General features: G+C 64.7%; 19 protein-coding genes. 6 read left to right on the top strand and 13 right to left on the bottom strand.

Translation table 11 applies throughout. The features are described from left to right. From V6F88_RS25825 to V6F88_RS25805, 5 genes are all read right to left on the bottom strand, one after another. Nucleotides 1-693 (bottom strand): amino acid ABC transporter permease, encoded by a 693-nt coding sequence (locus V6F88_RS25825; RefSeq protein ID WP_006222809.1) that lies wholly within the window; start codon nucleotides 691-693, stop codon nucleotides 1-3. A 31-nt stretch (nucleotides 694-724) separates the two neighbouring features. Then, entirely contained in the window at nucleotides 725-1,513 is a 789-nt protein-coding gene (locus tag V6F88_RS25820; protein WP_332613167.1) for an ABC transporter substrate-binding protein, read from the bottom strand. A 57-nt stretch (nucleotides 1,514-1,570) separates the two neighbouring features. Next, complete coding sequence (locus V6F88_RS25815; protein ID WP_332613329.1) at nucleotides 1,571-2,479, bottom strand: arginase family protein; 909 nt, start codon at nucleotides 2,477-2,479, stop codon at nucleotides 1,571-1,573. A gap of 282 nt (nucleotides 2,480-2,761) precedes the next feature. Then, nucleotides 2,762-3,628: an IclR family transcriptional regulator gene (locus V6F88_RS25810; protein WP_332613166.1), complete on the bottom strand. Its 867-nt coding sequence runs from the start codon at nucleotides 3,626-3,628 to the stop codon at nucleotides 2,762-2,764. Between the two features lie 158 nt (nucleotides 3,629-3,786). Then, on the bottom strand, nucleotides 3,787-4,809 hold the full coding sequence (locus tag V6F88_RS25805; protein WP_332613165.1) for an amino acid ABC transporter substrate-binding protein: 1,023 nt from the start codon (nucleotides 4,807-4,809) through the stop codon (nucleotides 3,787-3,789). A gap of 354 nt (nucleotides 4,810-5,163) precedes the next feature. Here V6F88_RS25805 and V6F88_RS25800 point away from each other — a divergent pair, with 354 nt between their 5' ends. Genes V6F88_RS25800 through V6F88_RS25785 form a run of 4 tightly spaced genes read left to right on the top strand, consistent with a single transcriptional unit; the run spans nucleotide 5,164 to nucleotide 8,393 of the window. Beyond that, nucleotides 5,164-6,183 carry a Bug family tripartite tricarboxylate transporter substrate binding protein gene (locus V6F88_RS25800; protein ID WP_332613163.1) on the top strand — a complete coding sequence of 340 codons (1,020 nt, stop codon included), beginning with the start codon at nucleotides 5,164-5,166 and terminating at the stop codon, nucleotides 6,181-6,183. Nucleotides 6,184-6,234: 51 nt separating this feature from the next. Then, on the top strand, nucleotides 6,235-6,915 hold the full coding sequence (locus tag V6F88_RS25795; RefSeq protein ID WP_332613161.1) for a 3-oxoacid CoA-transferase subunit A: 681 nt from the start codon (nucleotides 6,235-6,237) through the stop codon (nucleotides 6,913-6,915). Nucleotides 6,916-6,924: 9 nt separating this feature from the next. Continuing rightward, entirely contained in the window at nucleotides 6,925-7,566 is a 642-nt protein-coding gene (locus tag V6F88_RS25790; protein WP_332613159.1) for a 3-oxoacid CoA-transferase subunit B, read from the top strand. Then, complete coding sequence (locus V6F88_RS25785; protein ID WP_332613157.1) at nucleotides 7,566-8,393, top strand: IclR family transcriptional regulator domain-containing protein; 828 nt, start codon at nucleotides 7,566-7,568, stop codon at nucleotides 8,391-8,393. The genes V6F88_RS25790 and V6F88_RS25785 overlap by 1 nt, the downstream gene beginning before the upstream one ends. Before the next feature lie 383 nt (nucleotides 8,394-8,776). Here the strand turns inward: V6F88_RS25785 and V6F88_RS25780 are convergent, their stop codons facing one another. The 6 genes from V6F88_RS25780 to V6F88_RS25755 form a co-directional block, all read right to left on the bottom strand. Next, nucleotides 8,777-9,835 (bottom strand): L-threonylcarbamoyladenylate synthase, encoded by a 1,059-nt coding sequence (locus tag V6F88_RS25780; RefSeq protein WP_332613155.1) that lies wholly within the window; start codon nucleotides 9,833-9,835, stop codon nucleotides 8,777-8,779. A 90-nt stretch (nucleotides 9,836-9,925) separates the two neighbouring features. Beyond that, nucleotides 9,926-11,116 (bottom strand): 5-(carboxyamino)imidazole ribonucleotide synthase, encoded by a 1,191-nt coding sequence (locus V6F88_RS25775; protein ID WP_332613153.1) that lies wholly within the window; start codon nucleotides 11,114-11,116, stop codon nucleotides 9,926-9,928. Then, the gene (gene purE / locus V6F88_RS25770) at nucleotides 11,113-11,643 is read right to left on the bottom strand and encodes a 5-(carboxyamino)imidazole ribonucleotide mutase (RefSeq protein ID WP_046804417.1); all 531 of its coding nucleotides are present in this window, start codon (nucleotides 11,641-11,643) and stop codon (nucleotides 11,113-11,115) included. Before purE ends, V6F88_RS25775 begins: the two co-directional genes overlap by 4 nt. 106 nt (nucleotides 11,644-11,749) lie before the next feature. Further along, entirely contained in the window at nucleotides 11,750-12,322 is a 573-nt protein-coding gene (locus V6F88_RS25765; RefSeq protein ID WP_332613149.1) for a disulfide bond formation protein B, read from the bottom strand. 10 nt (nucleotides 12,323-12,332) lie between these two features. After that, the gene (locus tag V6F88_RS25760; RefSeq protein WP_332613147.1) at nucleotides 12,333-12,491 is read right to left on the bottom strand and encodes a DUF5993 family protein; all 159 of its coding nucleotides are present in this window, start codon (nucleotides 12,489-12,491) and stop codon (nucleotides 12,333-12,335) included. Between the two features lie 190 nt (nucleotides 12,492-12,681). Then, complete coding sequence (locus V6F88_RS25755) at nucleotides 12,682-13,563, bottom strand: phosphoribosylaminoimidazolesuccinocarboxamide synthase (RefSeq protein ID WP_046804414.1); 882 nt, start codon at nucleotides 13,561-13,563, stop codon at nucleotides 12,682-12,684. Between the two features lie 242 nt (nucleotides 13,564-13,805). On the opposite strand from V6F88_RS25755, the gene V6F88_RS25750 reads away from it, so the two are divergent. Then, on the top strand, nucleotides 13,806-14,261 hold the full coding sequence (locus V6F88_RS25750; RefSeq protein ID WP_332613145.1) for a GFA family protein: 456 nt from the start codon (nucleotides 13,806-13,808) through the stop codon (nucleotides 14,259-14,261). 103 nt (nucleotides 14,262-14,364) lie between these two features. Here the strand turns inward: V6F88_RS25750 and fba are convergent, their stop codons facing one another. Both fba and V6F88_RS25740 read right to left on the bottom strand, forming a co-directional pair. Further along, nucleotides 14,365-15,429, bottom strand: a complete 1,065-nt coding sequence (fba, locus tag V6F88_RS25745) for a class II fructose-bisphosphate aldolase (protein WP_332613144.1) — start codon at nucleotides 15,427-15,429, stop codon at nucleotides 14,365-14,367. Between the two features lie 186 nt (nucleotides 15,430-15,615). Continuing rightward, nucleotides 15,616-16,515 (bottom strand): SMP-30/gluconolactonase/LRE family protein, encoded by a 900-nt coding sequence (locus tag V6F88_RS25740; protein ID WP_332613143.1) that lies wholly within the window; start codon nucleotides 16,513-16,515, stop codon nucleotides 15,616-15,618. A gap of 292 nt (nucleotides 16,516-16,807) precedes the next feature. Between V6F88_RS25740 and V6F88_RS25735 the strand changes: the two genes are divergently transcribed. After that, the gene (locus V6F88_RS25735) at nucleotides 16,808-18,049 is read left to right on the top strand and encodes a dicarboxylate/amino acid:cation symporter (RefSeq protein WP_332613142.1); all 1,242 of its coding nucleotides are present in this window, start codon (nucleotides 16,808-16,810) and stop codon (nucleotides 18,047-18,049) included. Nucleotides 18,050-18,060 lie beyond the last annotated feature (11 nt).

The following is an 18,060-nucleotide window of genomic DNA, read 5'->3' as shown; positions in this document are numbered from 1 at the left end:
TCACGCCTTGGAAATATCGTGGTTTTCGCCGGCGCCGCTCCAGTAGCCCGGCACCGTCAAACGCTTTTCGGACCGACGGAACAGGTACGACAGCACGCTGCACATGGCGAAATAGATGACCCCCACCATCGTGTAGACCGTCAGTGCCTGGAAGGTCGCACCGGCCAGCATCTCGCCCGCCCGCATCAGCTCGTACACGCTGATAACGGCCACCAAAGAGGTCTCTTTGATCAGCACCAGCGCATAGTTGCCCAAGGCCGGGAAGACCGTGCGCAGCGCTTGCGGCAACACGATGCGACGCAGCCGCTGCACCTTGCGCAGACCCAGCGCGCGCGCCGCCTCGTACTGGCCCGTGTCCACCGACTGGATGCCGCTTCTGAAGAGTTCGGCCAAGTACGCGCCGAAGTTCAAGGTCAGGCCCAGCACGCCCGCGACAAAGCCGTTGATCACCACGCCCATCTCGGGCAGCCCGTAGTAGATGTAGAACAATTGCAGCAACAACGGCGTGCCGCGGATCACCTCGATGTAGAACCGCGCGCCACGGCTCAACAGGCGCGAGGGGGACAAGCGGCACAAGCAGACGACCAGGCCCAACGCCACCGCCAGAAAAGCCGAACAGAAAAACAGCGCCAGGGTCCAGACCGTGCCCTCGGCCAGCGGGGTCAGGTACATGCGCAGCGTAGCGAGATCCAAGTCGTGCTCCTTATCCGTGCCGTAACGGCGCTTACTTGCTGATGAGGTCGGACACACCCCACTTCTTTCCGATGGCGGCCATTTCGCCGTTCGCCTTCATATCGGCAATCGCCTTGTTGACGGCTTCCAACAGCGCGGTATTGCCCTTTTGCACGGCCATGCCCACCTGCCACGTGCGTTGCGGCTGGTAGCCCGTATCGAGCTTCACGCCCGGGATGTTCTTGGTCTGGATTTGATAAATGATGCTGGGCGGGTCCACGATGCCCAGGTCGACGCGGCCGGCGCGCACATCGGCCAGCAAGGTTGAATAGTCCTGGTAGGTCGTGACTTTTGTGCCCGGCATGTCCTTGATCATGTTGAACTGGACGGAATCCACCAGCACGCCTACCCGCTGCCCCTGCATGTCTTCAAACCTGGCGTACTTCTTGGTTGCCTTGTCGCTGACCACCACGCCCTCGCCCCACCCGTAGACCGGGACCGAAAAGTCGATGGCCTTGGCGCGTTCTTCGGTAATGAACAGCGGCGCCGACATGACGTCCGCCCGCCCCGACGTCAGCGTGGGGATAAGGCCGGAAAAGGGCACGTCGGACAGCTTGTCCGATACCTTCAGGTGCTTGGCCACGCCCGCCGCCACGTCCACCATGATGCCTTCCAGCTGGTTGGACTTGGGATTCTTGAACCCGTGCGGCGGCGCCGATGCCGTGGTGACGACGGCCAGGCTTTTATCGGCGCGCACTTCGTCCAGCGTGCGCGCCTGCGCGCCGGTTTGAATCAACAGGCCGGCGGCCGCCAGGCCCAGCAGAATGGCTTTGAATGTCATCGTTTTTCCCCTTGGATGAATGAATGCCGCGAATGTTGGTGATGCAAACGCCTCGGCTCAGGCCGGACGCCCTTGCGGGTATTGCTGCACTGCCGCCGCCGCCAGGGCGAAGAATTCCTGCATTACGGTGGCAGCCAGGAAGGCCGTGGCTCCCTGCACGTCTTGCGGCGGCGACACGGTATTGATGTCGAACGCCACGAAGTTCAAGCCGGCAAGCTGACGCACCAGCGCCAACCCTTCCTTGGCCGACAAGCCTCCCCACTCCGGCGTGCAGACTCCGGGCGCACAAGAGGGGTCGAAGATGTCCATGTCAAAGCACAGGTACACCGGGCGCTGGCCGATACGCTGCTTGATGTCCGCCAGCGTGCCCTTCTGGTCCTGGTCGAAGTCGTCGTAGGGGACGATCGTGTAGCCGACCTCGCGCCCGAACTCCAGCACCCCGGGCATGAAGGAACTGCCGCGCGTGCCTACGTGAAAGCTGGCCGCGACGTCCAGCAGACCCTCTTCGGCGGCGCGCGTGAACGTGGTGGCCGTGTTGTAGCCGGCGATGGGATAGGTGTCGGTGTGCGAGTCGAAATGCAGCACGACGAAATCCGGATGGCGGCGCCCCACCGCACGCAACTGCGGCAACGTCACCGCGCCGTCACCGCCCATCGAGATGGGGATGGCGCCGGCGTCCAGGATGGCGCCGATGCCGGCTTCGATCAGCGGGTACGAGGCGTCGGGGTCTCCCGGGTGGCAAGCCACGTTACCCACATCGATGGCGCGCAGGAATTCAGGAGGGCTGTCGATACCATGTCGGCGAAAGATGTCGACGGGGCGGAGCAAGCGGGATTGTTCGCGGATCGCGTCGGGCCCCTGCCGCGATCCCACGCGAAAGGGGTGCGTGCCGCAATCAAAAGGAACGCCCACCACGCACGCGCGTGGCTTGCCCGCTTCGGACTCGCGGACCGATGGCAAGCCCATGAACCCGGCTACGGGGTTGAAATTGAAATCAGATGACTGCGGCACAGCGCGGCTCCTGGGCTTGCCCGTCGGCGATATACGGACGTTGCGATATTTAGATTCAATCGAATCGCTATGCGATACGATCGTGTCGTAAATAGATTAGCAGGCAAAAAGTAAGCCGGCCTATTAGGGAGTTCCCCCTAGAGGCGCGCAATTACTTGAGTAGATTAGTGGGGATTAGAGAAGAATGCGCCCCGTCGTGGCACGCGGCATGCACTGAAATCGGGCGCGCGGCAGGGATCAGGCCTCGTCGTCGGGCAAGGGCATCGCCCCGCGCAACGCGCCGCCCGGGGGTTCCATCAAGTAGAAGGGATGCGTACGGCCCAAGGTGCGCGATGCACTGATAGCGTGCGCGGTCTCCACCACTTGCGGGCCGAACACGGCTTGCGCCTGTTCAAAAGACCATCGGCTGGAAGGCACGGACACGTTCACGGCGCCCAAGGGCGTGCCGCCGGCATCCAGGACCGCCGCGCTGACCGTGATGTCGCCGGGGTAAAACTCGCCGTTGGACCTTGCATAGCCGTGGCGCCGGGCGAACTCAAGTTCGGCCAGCAAGGCGTCCATGCGGGTGATCGTATTTGCCGTGAAAGGCTTGCGGTCGCAGCGTTCCAGCAAGTCTTGCGCAACGCCGGGGTCCAACCTGGCCAGCACCGCGCGCCCCGCTGCCGTGCAATAGAAAGGCAAGCGCATGCCAACCGGCATGTTCACGAACATTTCCTTGTGGGTGGCAAAGCGCGCCACATAGACCATGTCCAGACCGTCCGGCTCCGCCAGGCTGCACGTCTCCTGGCTGTTGCGGTTCAGCGTGTGCAGGAACGGGTTTCCGCCTAGCACCAGCGGGCTGGTCTGCACGTAGTGCATGCCCAGCTCCAGCGACCAGGGCGCCAGCGAGAACTTCTTGGTGACGGGGTCCTTGCGCAGGTAGCCCAGCGTCCAGAGGGTGTGGGTAAAGCGCTGAACGGCGCTTTTACCCAGGCCCGTGGCCTCGGCCAGCTCCGGCAGCGTCATGGCGGGCTCGCCTTCGTTGAATGCCCTGAGCACCGAAATGCCGCGCGCCAGCGCGGCAATGAACAAAGGGGAATCCTCGGGATGTGGCGTCGATGTCATGGCGCAGCGGGTGCAGGGGAAAGCGCATAGCGTACCGCATAACGGTTCGCTTATATCGCATGGCGATTGAGGTGAATACAGGTCCCGCACTTCGCCATCATCGCCCGCACAAGAAAAAATGGCCTGCATGCGCAGGCCATCTTGTCAGTGTGGCGTCGTCAGCGGATCGGCCATGGATACATGGCGCCGCCGTTGGTCCACAGCGCGTTGGTGCCGCGTTGCAGGCCCAGCTTGCTGTCCTTGCCGACGTTGCGTTCGAACACTTCGCTGTAATTGCCCACTGCCTTGATGGCGTTGTAGGCCCATTTTTCATCCAGCCCCATGTTCTTGCCCGCCCCCGGCGTCACGCCCAGGATGCGGGAAACGTTGGGGTTGTTGCTTTTCAGCATCTCGTCCACGTTCTTTTGCGTGATGCCGTATTCCTCGGCTTCCAGCAGGGCAAACAGCGTCCAGCGCACGATGCCCAGCCAGTTTTCGTCGCCCTGGCGCACCATGGGCCCCAGCGGTTCCTTGGAAAAACGTTCGGGCAGGATTTCGTAATCGTCGGGCTTGGCGACCTGCGTGGCGCGCACGGCGGCCAGTTGCGAAGCGTCGTCGGTGAAGGCGTCGCAGCGGCCGGATTCGAAGGCGCGCACCACCTCGGTGACCTTGTCGATCACCACCGGTTTGAATTCGATCTTGTTGGCGCGGAACCAGTCGGCCAGGTTCAGTTCGGTGGTGGTACCCGGCTGCACGCAGACCGTGGCGCCGTTCAGTTCCTTGGCGCTTTTGACGCCCAGCTTCTTGTTGACCAGGATGCCTTGGCCGTCGTAGAAGCTGGCCGCCACGGCGGACAACCCCAGCGAGGTATCGCGCGTTTGCGTCAGCGTGACGGTGCGCAGCAGCACGTCGACTTCGCCCGACTGCAAGGCGGTGAAGCGTTGCTGCGTGGATAGCGCGGTGCCCTTGAATTTGGTGGGGTCGCCGAATACGGCTGCGGCGACGGCGCGGCAGATGTCCACGTCCATCCCTTCCCATTCACCCTTGCTGTTGGTGGCCGAGAAGCCGGAGACGCCATCGGTCAAACCGCATTGCACGAATCCCTTTTTCTTGACCGCATCCAGCGTGGGGCCGGCAACTGCCGCCTGGGACGCACAAGCCAGGGCCAGGGCGCCGGCTGCAAACAAAGTTGACCGCTTCATTGATGCCTCTCCTGAGAGTGATGTCCGCACCGGCTTGTAAGACGGCGGCGGCTGAAACCAGGCCCGGCTTTACAGGGCCGGCCGCCAGATTACGCCATGTCCACGGCGTGAACAACGCGGCTTTCCCTAGAGGAAACCCCAAGTATGACAAGGTTGATAGATTCCCGCCTTTTGTTCGATGACCGAACTTTATCGGCCCCCTACGCCCCATGGGGCGGGCCCCTGCATGCCATACTTTTTTTGCGTCGATGTCCGATACGCGGCATCGCCGCCCCAGCCCTAAAACGCCGAGCGCGCCACATAAAAAACCCGGCGCGCATCGATATTCGGTCGCTTCATGGAGGAGACAAATCCATGGCACATGTTTGCAAATCGCAGCCCCGCCGCAATGCCGTCGCCCCGCGCCGCCTTGCCCTGAAAACCGTGTTGTGCTCGGCGCTGGCCGCCGTCGGCATGATGGCCGGCCCCGCGCATGCCGCCGACGACTGGCCCACCAAGCCCATCAAGATCATCGTGCCCTACACGCCGGGCGGCTCCACCGACATCGTCACCCGCATCGTGGTGGAAAAGCTGGGGCCGCGCCTGGGCCAGACCATCATTGTGGAAAACAAGCCGGGCGCGAACAGCAGCGTGGGCTCGGCCATGGCGGCCAAGGCTGACCCGGACGGCTACACCTTCCTGGCGATGCTTCCCGCGTACCTGGTCAATTTCCACCTGTACAAGCTGAACTTCAAACCCACCGACCTGGTGCCCGTGGTGCAGATGGCCGACCTGCCGCTGTTCCTGTTCGTGGCCGAAGAGGTCCCCGTCAAGACCGTGGCCGAGCTCGTGGACTATGGCCGCAAGCACCCCGACAAGCTGACTTATGCCTCCAGCGGCACGGGGTCGAACGCGCACCTGACCGGCGCCATGTTCGCCTCGCAGAACAAGATTGCGATGACGCACGTGGCCTACAAGGGAAGCGCGCCGATTCTGACCGACCTGCTGGGCGGGCGCGTGTCCATGGTGTTCGACCCCATTCTGGTGCCCATGCAGTACGTGAAGCAGAACCGGCTGAAGGCGCTGGCCTTCACGGGTAAGGAACGCTGGCCCGACGAGCCCTCCATTCCGACCATGGGCGAAGCCGGCCAGCCGGGCTTTGAAACGGGCTCGTGGGCGGGCCTGCTGGCGCCGGCCAACACGCCCCAGCCGATCATCGACCGCATGGCGCGCGAGATCGCCGAGGTGGTCAAGGACCCCGAGGTCAAGCGCAAATTCGTGGACGTGGGCTTCATGCCGGTGGGCGGCACGACCGCGCAATTCGCCGACCTGATGCAAAAAGAGTCGGCCCGCTACGCCGAGGTCATCAAGCAGGTCGGTATCACCGCGAACTGAAAGGCGGCGGGCGCCGGCAGCGCCGCGCGTCCGCCCGATCGGAGTTTCACCATGATCAACAAGTTCATCGACACCCCCGAGGCCGCGGTCTCGGACATCCACGACGGCGCCACGGTGCTGATCAGCGGCTTTGGCGGCGCGGGCATGCCCACCGAACTGATCCACGCGCTGATCGACCAGGGCGCGCGCGAGCTGACCGTGGTCAGCAACAACGCGGGCAATCGCGAAACCGGCCTGGCCGCGCTGATCAAGGCGGGCCGCGTGCGCAAGGTGATCTGCTCGTTTCCAAAGGCGTCGCACTCGTGGGTCTTTGACGACCTGTACCGGCGGGGCGGCATCGAACTGGAATGCGTGCCGCAGGGCACCATCGCCGAACGGCTGCGCGCGGCGGGCGCTGGGCTGGGCGGGTTCTTCACGCCCACCGCCTACGGCACGGAGCTGGCGGCGGGCAAGGAAACCCGCATCATCGACGGACGCGGCCACGTATTCGAAACGCCGCTGCATGGCGACTTTGCGCTGGTCAAGGCCGACCAGGGCGACCGCTGGGGCAACCTGACTTATCACAAGAGCGCGCGCAACTTCGGCCCGATCATGTGCATGGCGGCCAAGACCACTATCGTGCAGGTGCGCGCCAAAGCCGACTTGGGTGAATTGCCGCCCGAAGCCATCGTCACGCCCGGCATCTTCGTCAAGCGCATCACCGAGGTGGCCAACGCCGCCTTTTCCAGCTGAGGCCCACGTATGTACCAACCCCTGACCCGCGAGGCCATGGCGCGCCGCCTGGCCCTGGATATTCCCGACGGCAGCTACGTCAACCTGGGCATCGGCATGCCGGTGCTGGTGGCCGCTTGCCTGCCCGACGATCGCGAGATCGTGCTGCATAGCGAAAACGGCATCCTGGGCATGGGCCCGCCGCCTTCGGAAGACGCCATCAACCTGGACCTGATCAACGCCGGCAAGCAGCCGGTGACGCTGCTTGCCGGCGGCGCGTATTTTCACCACGCGGATTCGTTTGCGATGATGCGCGGCGGCCATCTGGACATCTGCGTGATGGGCGGCATGCAGGTCGCGGCCAACGGCGACCTGGCCAACTGGTCGCTGGCCAAGCCGGGCGAGGCGCCCGCCGTGGGTGGCGCAATGGACCTGGCGGTGGGCGCGCGCAGCGTGTTCATCATGATGGAACACAACAGCAAGAACGGGGATCCAAAAATCGTCGAACGCTGCATTTATCCGCTGACGGGCGCGGGCGTGGTTGACCGCATCTACACGGATTTAGCGGTGATCGACGTGACGCCGGACGGCCTGGTTGTTCGAGATATGATTGACGGCATGACGCTGACTGAACTGCAAGGACGCACCGGCGCGCCGCTGCGCGCGGGCTGATGCTGCCCAACCTGCCTCCCCCCGGCTATGCGCTGCCGCTGGCCGAGGACGAACATCCCGACCAGTTCCGTGGCGACCCGGACTACATGCTGACCCTGGCGCGCGGCCTGCACGTGATCCGCGCGTTCGGCACGCGCCGCCATCCGCAAACCGCCGCCGAACTGAGCCGCCGCGCCGGGCTGCCGCGCGCCGTGGTGCAGCGCTGCCTGCACACGCTGGTGCTGCTGGGCATTGCCGAACAGCACGGCAGGCTATATGTGCTGACGCCGCGCATCCTGGGCCTGGGCTACGCGTATTTCTCATCCACGCCGTTCGTGTCGCTGGCCCAGCCGGTGCTGGAAGAGCTAAGCGCCACGGTCAACGAAACCTGCGCGCTGGCCATCATGGAAGGCAACGAAATGCTGTACCTGGCGCGTTCGGAAGTGAACCGCCTGCTGGCCACATCCATGGGTCTGGGCAGCCGCCTGCCGGCGTATTGCACATCGATCGGGCGCGTGCTGCTGGCGCAATTGCCCGAGCCCGCGCTGGCCCGCTACTTCGCCGCCACGCCCTTGCAGCCCTACACGGAATTCACGCTGACCACCGAAGCCCGGCTGCGCGCGGAACTGGCGCGCATTCGCGACCAGGGTTACGCGGTGGTTGACCAGGAATTGGAATTGAACGTGCGCGCGATTTCGGTGCCGGTGCGCTCGGCCAGCGGCAAGGCGTGCGGCGCCGTGAACGTCAGCGTCAAGGCCGCGCGCGTGCCGTTGGCGCGCCTGACGGACGAATTCCTGCCGCCGCTGCGGCAGGCGGTGGAACGGATCGGGGAATTCCTGGTGGCGTAGGAGGCTGAACGCGCGGCCCGGGCAAGGCGGCCGATGCGGCTAAGCAGGACAGGCCCGATCGAACCCGACCGGTTCGAGCCCTTCTGTTCCTGCCCTTCTGTTCCAGCCCTTCTGTTCCTGCCCTTCTGTTCCAGCCCTTCTGTTCGAGCCCTTCTGTTCCTGCCCTTCTGTTCCTGCCCTTCTGTTCCTGCCCTTCTGTTCCTGCCCTTCTGTTCCTGCCCTTCTGTTCCTGCCCTTCTGTTCCTGCCCTTCTGTTCGAGCCCTTCTGTTCGAGCCCTTCTGTTCCTGCCCTTCTGTTCCTGCCCTTCTGTTCCAGCCCTTCTGTTCCAGCCCTTCTGTTCCTGCCCTTCTGTTCGAGCCCGTTCTTTGAAGCGCGCCTGCCCCTACGAAGCCAGGTCGGTGGTATCCAGCGTGAACGCCGCGGCCGCGCGGCCGATGCGATCGTTGACGGCGTGCCAGGCGTCGGTGGCAGGCGGCGCCTGCACGATGATGCGCGCATAGCCCTGCTTGTCCAAATCCCGCAACAAGCCATACAGCGCCTGCGCATAACGCGCCGGGTCCGCCGGCACGGGGTGCCATTGCAGGCGCGCATCCAGCGTATCGGGCTGATCGCCATACGCCACCACCACGACCTTGCCGGGCGGCAGGTTGCGGCCTTGCGCCACGTCGCGCAGGCGGCCGTCGGATGCCAGCTCAAGCGGGGTGCGCGGCGCGTAGTGGGCCTTCAGCGTGCCCGAGGCGCGCGGCGCGGCGGCATCCGGTGCAAACACCTGCACGCCCAGCACGGCTTCGATCTGCGCGGCGCTGATATGGCCCGGGCGCAGCAGCACGGGGCCCGCGCCACGATCCAGGCGCGACAAATCAAGAATGGTGGATTCGATGCCCACTTCGGATGCGCCGCCTTCCAGCACCGGCATGCCGGCCGCGACTTCATCAGGAAATTCGGCGCGCACATGGTCGGCGCGCGTGGGCGATACCTGCCCGAACTTGTTAGCCGATGGCGCCGCCACGCCGCCCTGCCCGTTCGGCTTGCCCGCCGCGAACGCCGCCAGCAGCGCCTGCGCCACGGGATGCGACGGGCAGCGGATGCCGATACTGTCCTGCCCACCGCTGACCGTGTCGGCGATATGCGGCGCGCGCTTTAGGATCAGCGTCAACGGGCCGGGCCAGAACGCGTCGATCAACAGGCGCGCCTCGGGCGGCACGTTTGCCGCCCAATAGCCCACGTCGCCCGTGGGCGCAATGTGCACGATAACGGGGTGGTTCGACGGCCGGCCCTTGGCTGCGTAGATCTTGGCCACCGCCTGCGGGCTTTGCGCATCCGCGCCCAGGCCATAGACGGTCTCGGTCGGAAAGGCGACCAGCTCACCGTCCAGCAGGCGTTGCGCGGCGTGGGCAATTTCCGCGTCGCTGGCGGAGTCGGGCGGGGACAAGGAGGACATCGGGATCGTCGCGGGTGGCTCGGGGTGACTCGGCGTTATTCGGGCGTGACTCGGGGATGACTCGGGCGTGACTCGGGGATGACTCGGGCGTTACTCGGGCGCCTGCATGCCCAGCGCGGCAGCTACGCTGGCGGCATCGCTGCGGGCCTGCTCCAGCGTGGGCGCCACGATGGTGATGTGCCCCATCTTGCGGGCGCGCCTAGCATCGCGCTTGCCGTACAAATGCAGCTTGGCCGTGGGCACCGCCAAGGCCGCTGCCCAATCGGGTTCCCGCTGCTGCGTGGCCGCGGGCGATTCGTACCAGATGTCGCCCAGAATATTCAGCATGACCGCGGGCGCCAACAGCGCCGTGCTGCCCAGCGGCAAGCCGGCCATCGCACGCGCCTGCTGTTCGAACTGGCTGGTGACGCAGGCGTTCATCGTGTAGTGACCGCTGTTGTGCGGGCGCGGCGCGATCTCGTTGACGATCAAGCTGCCGTCTTTCAGCACGAAGAATTCCACGCACAGCACGCCGTGATAGCCCAGGCCTTGCGCGATGGATTGCGCGGCTTCGGTCGCGCGGGCCTGCCGTTCGGCATGCGCGGCGTCCGACTGCACCGGCGCGGCGATCGACACCGCCAGGATGCCGTCGCGGTGCACGTTGCGCGCCACGGGGAAGACGACGCTTGCGCCATCGAACCCGCGCGCCAGCACCACCGAGATTTCGTAATCCAACGGCATCAGCGCTTCCAGCACGCAGGCCACGCCGCCGAATTCGGCGAAGGCGGCCAGCGCTTCGTCACGTGTGCTGATGCGGGCCTGGCCCTTGCCGTCGTAGCCCAGGCGCGCCACTTTCAGGATGCCGGGGAACAAGGCGTCGGGCGCGGCGCGCACGTCCGCCTCGGTGCGGATGGCGGCGTGCGGCGCCACGGCGATGCCTTGCGAAGCGATGAAGGTCTTTTCGGCGATGCGGTCCTGCACGATGGCGACGGCGTCGGCGGCCGGGCTGACGCGGCAACGCGTGGCCAGCGTGCGCAGGCTGTCGGCGGGCACGTTTTCGAATTCGGTGGTGACGGCCTGACAGGTCTGGGCCAAACGGGCCAGCCCGGCTTCGTCGTCATAGGCCGCCTGGATGTGCAGGTCGGCCACCATGCCGGCGGGGCATTCGTCGGCCGGGTCCAGCACCGCGACCTTGTAGCCCAGGCTTTGCGCCGCATGGCAGAACATGCGGCCCAATTGACCACCGCCCAACAAGCCCAGCCAGCCACCGGGAGCGATCATGAAAGAAGTGGATTGGCTCATACGATCGACGCCTCGGGCGGAACCTTCATGTCGCGCGCGGCTTGCGTCTGGCGGGCGCGGAACGCCACCAGCTTTTGATGCAGGTCCGCATCGGTGCCGGCCAGCGTGGCAATCACGTGCAGCGCCGCGTTGGCGGCGCCCGCTTCGCCGATGGCGAACGTGGCCACCGGCACGCCTTTGGGCATCTGCACGATGGACAGCAGCGAATCTTCACCGCGCAGGTATTTGGAAGGCACCGGCACGCCGAACACCGGCACTTCGGTCAGCGCCGCCATCATGCCAGGCAGGTGCGCCGCGCCACCGGCGCCGGCGATGATGCCGCGCAGGCCACGGCCATGCGCGGCCGCGCCGTATTCGGCCATGTCCTGCGGCATGCGGTGCGCGGAAATCACGCGCGCCTCATAGGCCACGCCGAAATCCTCAAGCATGCTGACCGCGTGCTTCATGACCTCCCAATCGCTGGAAGATCCCATAATCACGCCCACCACGGGCGAGGCCTTGGCCGCTGCGGAAGTCTTGGCTGTCATAACCGGTGTCAAAGAGGGTAAGACCGCGGAAACCTGCCCGCGGAATGTCAATGGACCGCGGATTCAGTCCGCGAAACCCGGTATTTTACCCGGCGCGCGCGGCAGGCTATGGCGCGGTGGCCTTGGGCAGCCACAGATAGGTGTCCGGGTTGTCCGGGCACGGGCCAAAACCGCATTCCAGCGTGGTGCCGCCGACGTTGGCCAGCGTCATGACAAAAAACAGGGCTATGACCAGGATGCCCGGCGCCGACACGGGCTTTTTCAGCATGGTGTCGCCCCATTTGCGGTCGGCCGTCTGCATCAGGACGCAGAAGACGATGATGGCGGCAAACGCAATGAACGCCCAGGTATAGAAGTGCATGCCCAGGAACGGCGAGCCATAGCCGGGATCGCCGGGCGCCAAGTGCAGCAGCACTTGCCGGCCCGAGGCGACCATACCGCCCAGCGACGCCGCGATGCTCATCGCGTAATGCATGGGGGACGGGCCCAGGCGCAGGTTCAGCAGGAACCCCACGCCGGCCAGAATCAGCGCCACGCGTTGCAGCAGGCACAGCGGGCACGGCAGTTCGTCATAAATGAGTTGCCAGGCGAACGCCATGGCCAGGATGCCGGTCACGCCCAGCAGCGCCAGCCCATTGATGACACGCGAGCCTCGCGCCGGATTACCAGAGAAGATCATCGCCCGGCCCTTACAACGACAGCACCAGGGGGCTGTTCATGTGATGCACGCACCAGGCCGCGAAGATCAGCAAGGTCAGCAGCCAGAAGGTCACGCACGGACGGCGCCGGCCCAGCACGCCAAACCACACGGCGATCAGGCCAGTCAGAAACGGCAACATCATGATCATGCGAAGGGCTCCTGTCGGCGGGCGTCCTGTAAGCAACGGGCGAGTATAGCGTAACAATCCGACATATTTGTTATCGAAAGCCCGGATGCGCGCGCCGCTCACTTATGCGTCCGGCCATGAAAAAACCCGCTCGGGCGGGTGCACCGGCGGGTTTGTTTCGTCATGGCGCCGTCAGCGGCGCCACGCGGGATCAGGCAATCAGGCGGTCCAGCGCTTCGCGGTACTTGGCGGCCGTCTTTTCCAGCACTTCTTGCGGCAGGCGCGGAGCGGGCGGGGTCTTGTCCCACGTTTGGGTTTCCAGCCAGTCGCGCACAAACTGCTTGTCGAAGGACGGCGGGCTGATGCCCACGCGGTAGCCGTCGGCGGGCCAGAAGCGCGACGAATCCGGCGTCAGCACTTCGTCCATCAAATGCAGCGTGCCGTTGTCGTCCAGACCGAATTCAAACTTGGTGTCGGCAATGATGATGCCCTTGGTGGCGGCGAAACGGGCGGCTTCGGCGTACAGCTTGAGGGTCACGTCGCGGATGCGTTCGGCCATCTCCTGACCCACTTCCTTGACCACGTGCGCAAAGTCCACGTTTTCGTCGTGCATGCCGAATTCGGCCTTGGCGGCGGGCGTGAAGATGGGTTCGGGCAATTGGCTGGCCTGTTGCAGGCCGGCGGGCAATTGGATGCCGCAGACGCTGCCGGTGGCCTGGTAGTCTTTCCAGCCGGAGCCAATCAGGTAGCCGCGTGCCACAGCTTCCACCAGGATCGGCTTCAGGCGCTTGACCACGACGGCGCGTCCGCGCACCTGGTCAACTTCGTCCGGCGCGACCACGTCTTCGGGCTTCACGCCGGTGGAGTGGTTCGGCAAGATGTGGGCCAGCTTCTGCAACCAGAATTCGGTCAGCTCGGTCAGCACCTGTCCCTTGCCGGGAATGGGGTCGTCAAGAATCACGTCGAACGCGGAGATACGATCCGACGCGACGATCAGCAACTTGTCGTCGCCCACCGCGTACATATCGCGCACCTTACCGCGGCCCAGCAGCGGCAAGGACTTGATGCTGGATTGATGCAAAGCAGAAGTCACGGGAATGGCCTATGGCAAAAATGAAGATTCCCGCCACGGGCGAGCGCCAGGGCGGGAAGCAGAACGAAATCGAAACTTGCGCAAAAGGCGGCATGGCCTGTGCAAGACGCATAGATTACTGCAAATATGTCCGTCTTGCCGGGCGGCAAGGGCCGGGTTAGCCTCTGATTCCCGACTCACGATTCGCGCCGACCGCCCCAGCCGCGTCACGGCGCAAACCTTACGCCCGGAGACAAAGCCGTATGCAGGATGCTTCCATCAAACGCCCGTCCGCCGCGGACGCGCAGGTACACCTGACTGGCGGTTGCCAGTGCGGCGCGATCCGTTACGCCGTCACCGACGAGCCCATCACCGCCGCCACCTGCCACTGCCGCGACTGCCAATATTCCAGCGGCGGCGCACCGGCCCATGCGCTGATCTTTCCGGCCGGTTCCGTGACGATGCTGCGCGGCCAGGCCAAGGAACACCGCTACAAGGGCGATTCCGGCCATACCGTCATGCGCAGCTTTTGCGCGGCCTGTGGCACGCCGCTGTTCGGCGGTTCGGAAGGCATGGGATACGAGGTGGTGCGTGCCGGGTCGCTGGACGACCCGGAAGCGTTTCATGCCAAGGCGTCGCTGTGGACCAGCTCGGCGCCGTCCTGGCATCACATCGACCGCAGCGTGCCGCACTTTCCGCGAAACTCGCCGCCGGCCTGAACCGCGGCTTGACGCGTCCGCCCAAAACAAAGGGGCGGGTCCATTGCGGACCCGCCCCTTTTCCATCACCGCGCCGCCGCGCGACGGCGGCGGCGTGGCAGGCTTATTGCACCACTTGCGACAGCTTGCCCGACGCGTATTGCGCGGCAATTTCGGTCAGCGGCAGCGCGCGGATCTTGCTGGCATTGCCGGCGGTGCCGAATTCCGTGTAGCGAGCCACACAGATCGCCTTGGCGGCGGCGCGGGCGGGCTTCAGGTATTCGCGCGGGTCGAACTTTTCGGGGTTCTCGGCAAAGAAGCGGCGAATCGCGCCGGTCATGGCCAGACGAATATCGGTGTCGATATTGATCTTGCGCACGCCGTACTTGATGGCTTCCTGGATTTCCTCGACGGGCACGCCGTAGGTTTCCTTCATGTTGCCGCCGAATTCGCGGATTTCAGCCAGCAGTTCCTGCGGCACGCTGGAGCTGCCGTGCATCACCAGGTGGGTGTTCGGCAGGCGGGCGTGGATTTCCTTGATGCGGGAAATCGACAGGATGTCGCCCGTGGGCTTGCGCGTGAACTTGTAGGCGCCGTGGCTGGTGCCGATGGCAATTGCCAACGCGTCCAGCTGGGTGCGGCGGACGAAGTCGGCGGCTTGTTCGGGGTCGGTCAGCAGCTGGTCCATGGTCAGCTTGCCGTCGGCGCCGTGGCCGTCTTCCTTGTCGCCTTCCATGGTTTCCAGGGAACCCAGGCAGCCCAGTTCGCCTTCAACCGTCACGCCCAGCTTGTGGGCCACGTCCACGACCTTCTTGGTCACTTCGACGTTGTAGTCGTAGTCGGCGATGGTCTTGCCGTCTTCTTTCAGCGAACCGTCCATCATCACGCTGGAGAAACCCAGGTCGATGGCGCCTTGGCAGATCTTGGGAGACTGGCCGTGATCCTGGTGCATCACGACGGGGATGTGCGGGTAGGACTCAACCGCGGCCTGGATCAGGTGCTTCAGGAAGCCTTCGCCCGCGTACTTGCGCGCGCCGGCCGAGGCTTGCATGATCACCGGGCTGTCGGTCTCCGCAGCGGCTTCCATGATGGCCTGGACTTGTTCCAGGTTGTTGACGTTGAAAGCCGGAATGCCGTAGCCGTTCTCGGCGGCGTGGTCGAGCAACTGGCGCATGGAGACTAGGGCCATGAGTGGTCCTCCTAAGTACTGTTTATTGAAATGGTTGAAGTCTTGCTGAATGGGGTGATTTTACGGGGGTTTCCAGGAAAGGTCTTGCAACCGCCGGTATCCAGTCCATTCAGCCGAGGACGGACGGCGTAGAACCGGTCTACGCCGTCCCGCTGTTGCCCGCCCTTGCCCAGCCCCCGCCGCGCGTCAGGGCCTGCCGGCGTGCGGCACGTCCACCCGGGTCGTCAGGATGCGAGCTTCCGGCTTGGCGCGGCGGTCGGCTTCGATGAAGTCGGGCGCGGCCGCCATGAACAGCGTGCAGCCGTCCGGCCCGCCCAGCGCCGCCGCGAAGATGCCGAATTCGCCGGTATCGATCTGTTCCAGAATGGCGCCGCCCCGCTCCACCCGCACGATGCGCTTGCCGATGGCGTCGGCCACCCACAAGGCTCCTTCCGCATCCAGCGCGCCCCCGTCCGGGGCAATGGCCGACGCGGCGATCAGCACCGACAAGTCGTTGCTGTCCGGCAACGGGCCGAAGTTGGCCCAGTCGCGGCGCGGGCCCAAGGCGCCGGTGGGCAGGATGTCGAATTCTGAAATGCGGTTGCCGAAGGTCTCGTTGACGATCAGCGTGCCGCCGTCCGGCGTGATGAACGACCCGTTGGGAAAGCACAGCCCGTCCGCCACCGCCTGCGCAACCCCGTCGGTATCCACGCGCACCAGCGTGGTGGTCGCGACGGGTTCGCCGGCCATCAGGTCGAAACCGAAGTTGCCGACATACGCCCGGCCCTGCGCATCCACCACCATGTCGTTGATCGGCCCGCCCGCCAACGAGGACAAATCCGCATGCACGCTTAGCGTGGCGTCCGCTTCGCGGCGCAGCACCTTGCGGTCTTTCATGGACGAGATCAGCAAACGGCCATCGGGCAGCCAGCCCAGGCCCGAGGGCTGCTGGGGCACGCGGCAGATCAGCTCGATATTGCCCTTTAGATCCACGGCGATGACTTGCCCGGTATAGAAGTCCGAGGCCCACAAGCGGTCGTCGTGCCATCGCAACCCTTCCAGGTACGTGTATCCCGTTGCCAGCACGGACAGTTCGCGTTTCGGCATTGCCTTGTCTCCTGTTATCGCCCCGTTGGGGCCGGCTTTTCAGATGCGCCGCATGGCCGATGCGATCGGCCGGGCGGACCCATTCTGTCACGCCAAAGGTGTTACGGATATGTCCCCCACATGACAACTCGCTGTCAGGTGGCGGGCGTTAACATCGCGCCCCAAGGGAAAACCCGTACCTCGGGATTTGCCTTGGCATCCCAAAACCGGACCGCCTTTCCCGCCCCATGCCGGCGGGCCGACCCCCACCCCAGGGGCGCTATGCGGCGGACCCCTTGTTTCCGTTTTGATCATGAATACAAAGAAGCTGACGCGTTACATCGGCATTGCCATGGTGCTGGGCGTCGTGGTGGGCTACCTGTGCAACAAGACGGCGCAGGACGCGAAGCACGCGGCGCAAATCGCGTCGTACTTCAGCCTGGTCACCGATATCTTCCTGCGCATGATCAAGATGATCATCGCGCCGCTGGTTTTCGCGACGCTGGTGTCGGGCCTGGCCAGCATGAGCGATGCGAACGCTGTAGGCCGCATCGGTCTGCGCGCCATGGTGTGGTTCATCGCGGCGTCCGCCGTGTCCTTGCTGCTGGGCCTGCTGCTGGTCAATATCTTTCAGCCGGGTGCGCACATGAACCTGGCGATTCCGGACACGGGGATCACGTCGGGCCTGAAGACAGGCGACTTCACGCTCAAGGCGTTCATCGCGCACGTGTTTCCCAAAAGCATCGCCGAAGCGATGGCCAACAACGAGATCCTCCAGATCCTTGTGTTCTCGCTGTTCTTTGGCGGCGCGCTGTCGTTCATACGCGGCAAGGGCCACAACACGATCTACACGATGATCGACGAGCTGGCCAAGATCATGTTCCGCGTTACCGACTACGTGATGCGCTTTGCGCCGCTGGGCGTGTTCGCCGCCATGGCCGCCGCCATCACCACCGAGGGCCTGGGCGTGCTGGTCAGCTACGGCAAGCTGATCGGGGAGTTCTATCTGGGCCTGGCGCTGCTGTGGGCAATTCTGTTTGGCGTCGGTTACCTGTTCCTGGGCAAGTCCACGCGGCGCCTGGGCGGGCTGATCAAAGAACCGACCCTGCTGGCGTTTTCCACGGCCAGCAGCGAATCGGCCTATCCGAAAACCATCGAAGCGCTGGAACGCTTTGGCGTGTCCAAGCGCATCTCTGGCTTTGTGCTGCCGTTGGGATATTCGTTCAACCTGGACGGCTCGATGATGTATCAGTCGTTCGCCGTACTGTTCATTGCGCAGGCCTACAACATTGAGATGAGCTTTGCGCAGCAGTTGACGCTGTTGCTGGTGCTGATGGTGACCAGCAAAGGCATGGCGGGCGTGGCGCGCGCGTCGCTGGTGGTGGTGGCCGCCACCCTGCCGATGTTCCATTTGCCGGAAGCGGGCCTGCTGCTGATCATGGGCATCGACCAGTTCTTCGACATGGGACGCACCGCGACCAATGTGGTGGGCAACAGCCTGGCCACCGCCGTCATTGCAAAACTGGAAGACGACCGCGACGATGCGGCTGCTTGATCCGGCTGCCT

This window comes from Achromobacter sp. ESBL13, assembly GCF_036668755.1.
GTDB lineage: Bacteria > Pseudomonadota > Gammaproteobacteria > Burkholderiales > Burkholderiaceae_B > Achromobacter.
Note: the sequence above shows the minus strand (reverse complement) of the source record. Positions and strands in the feature narration are given on the sequence as shown.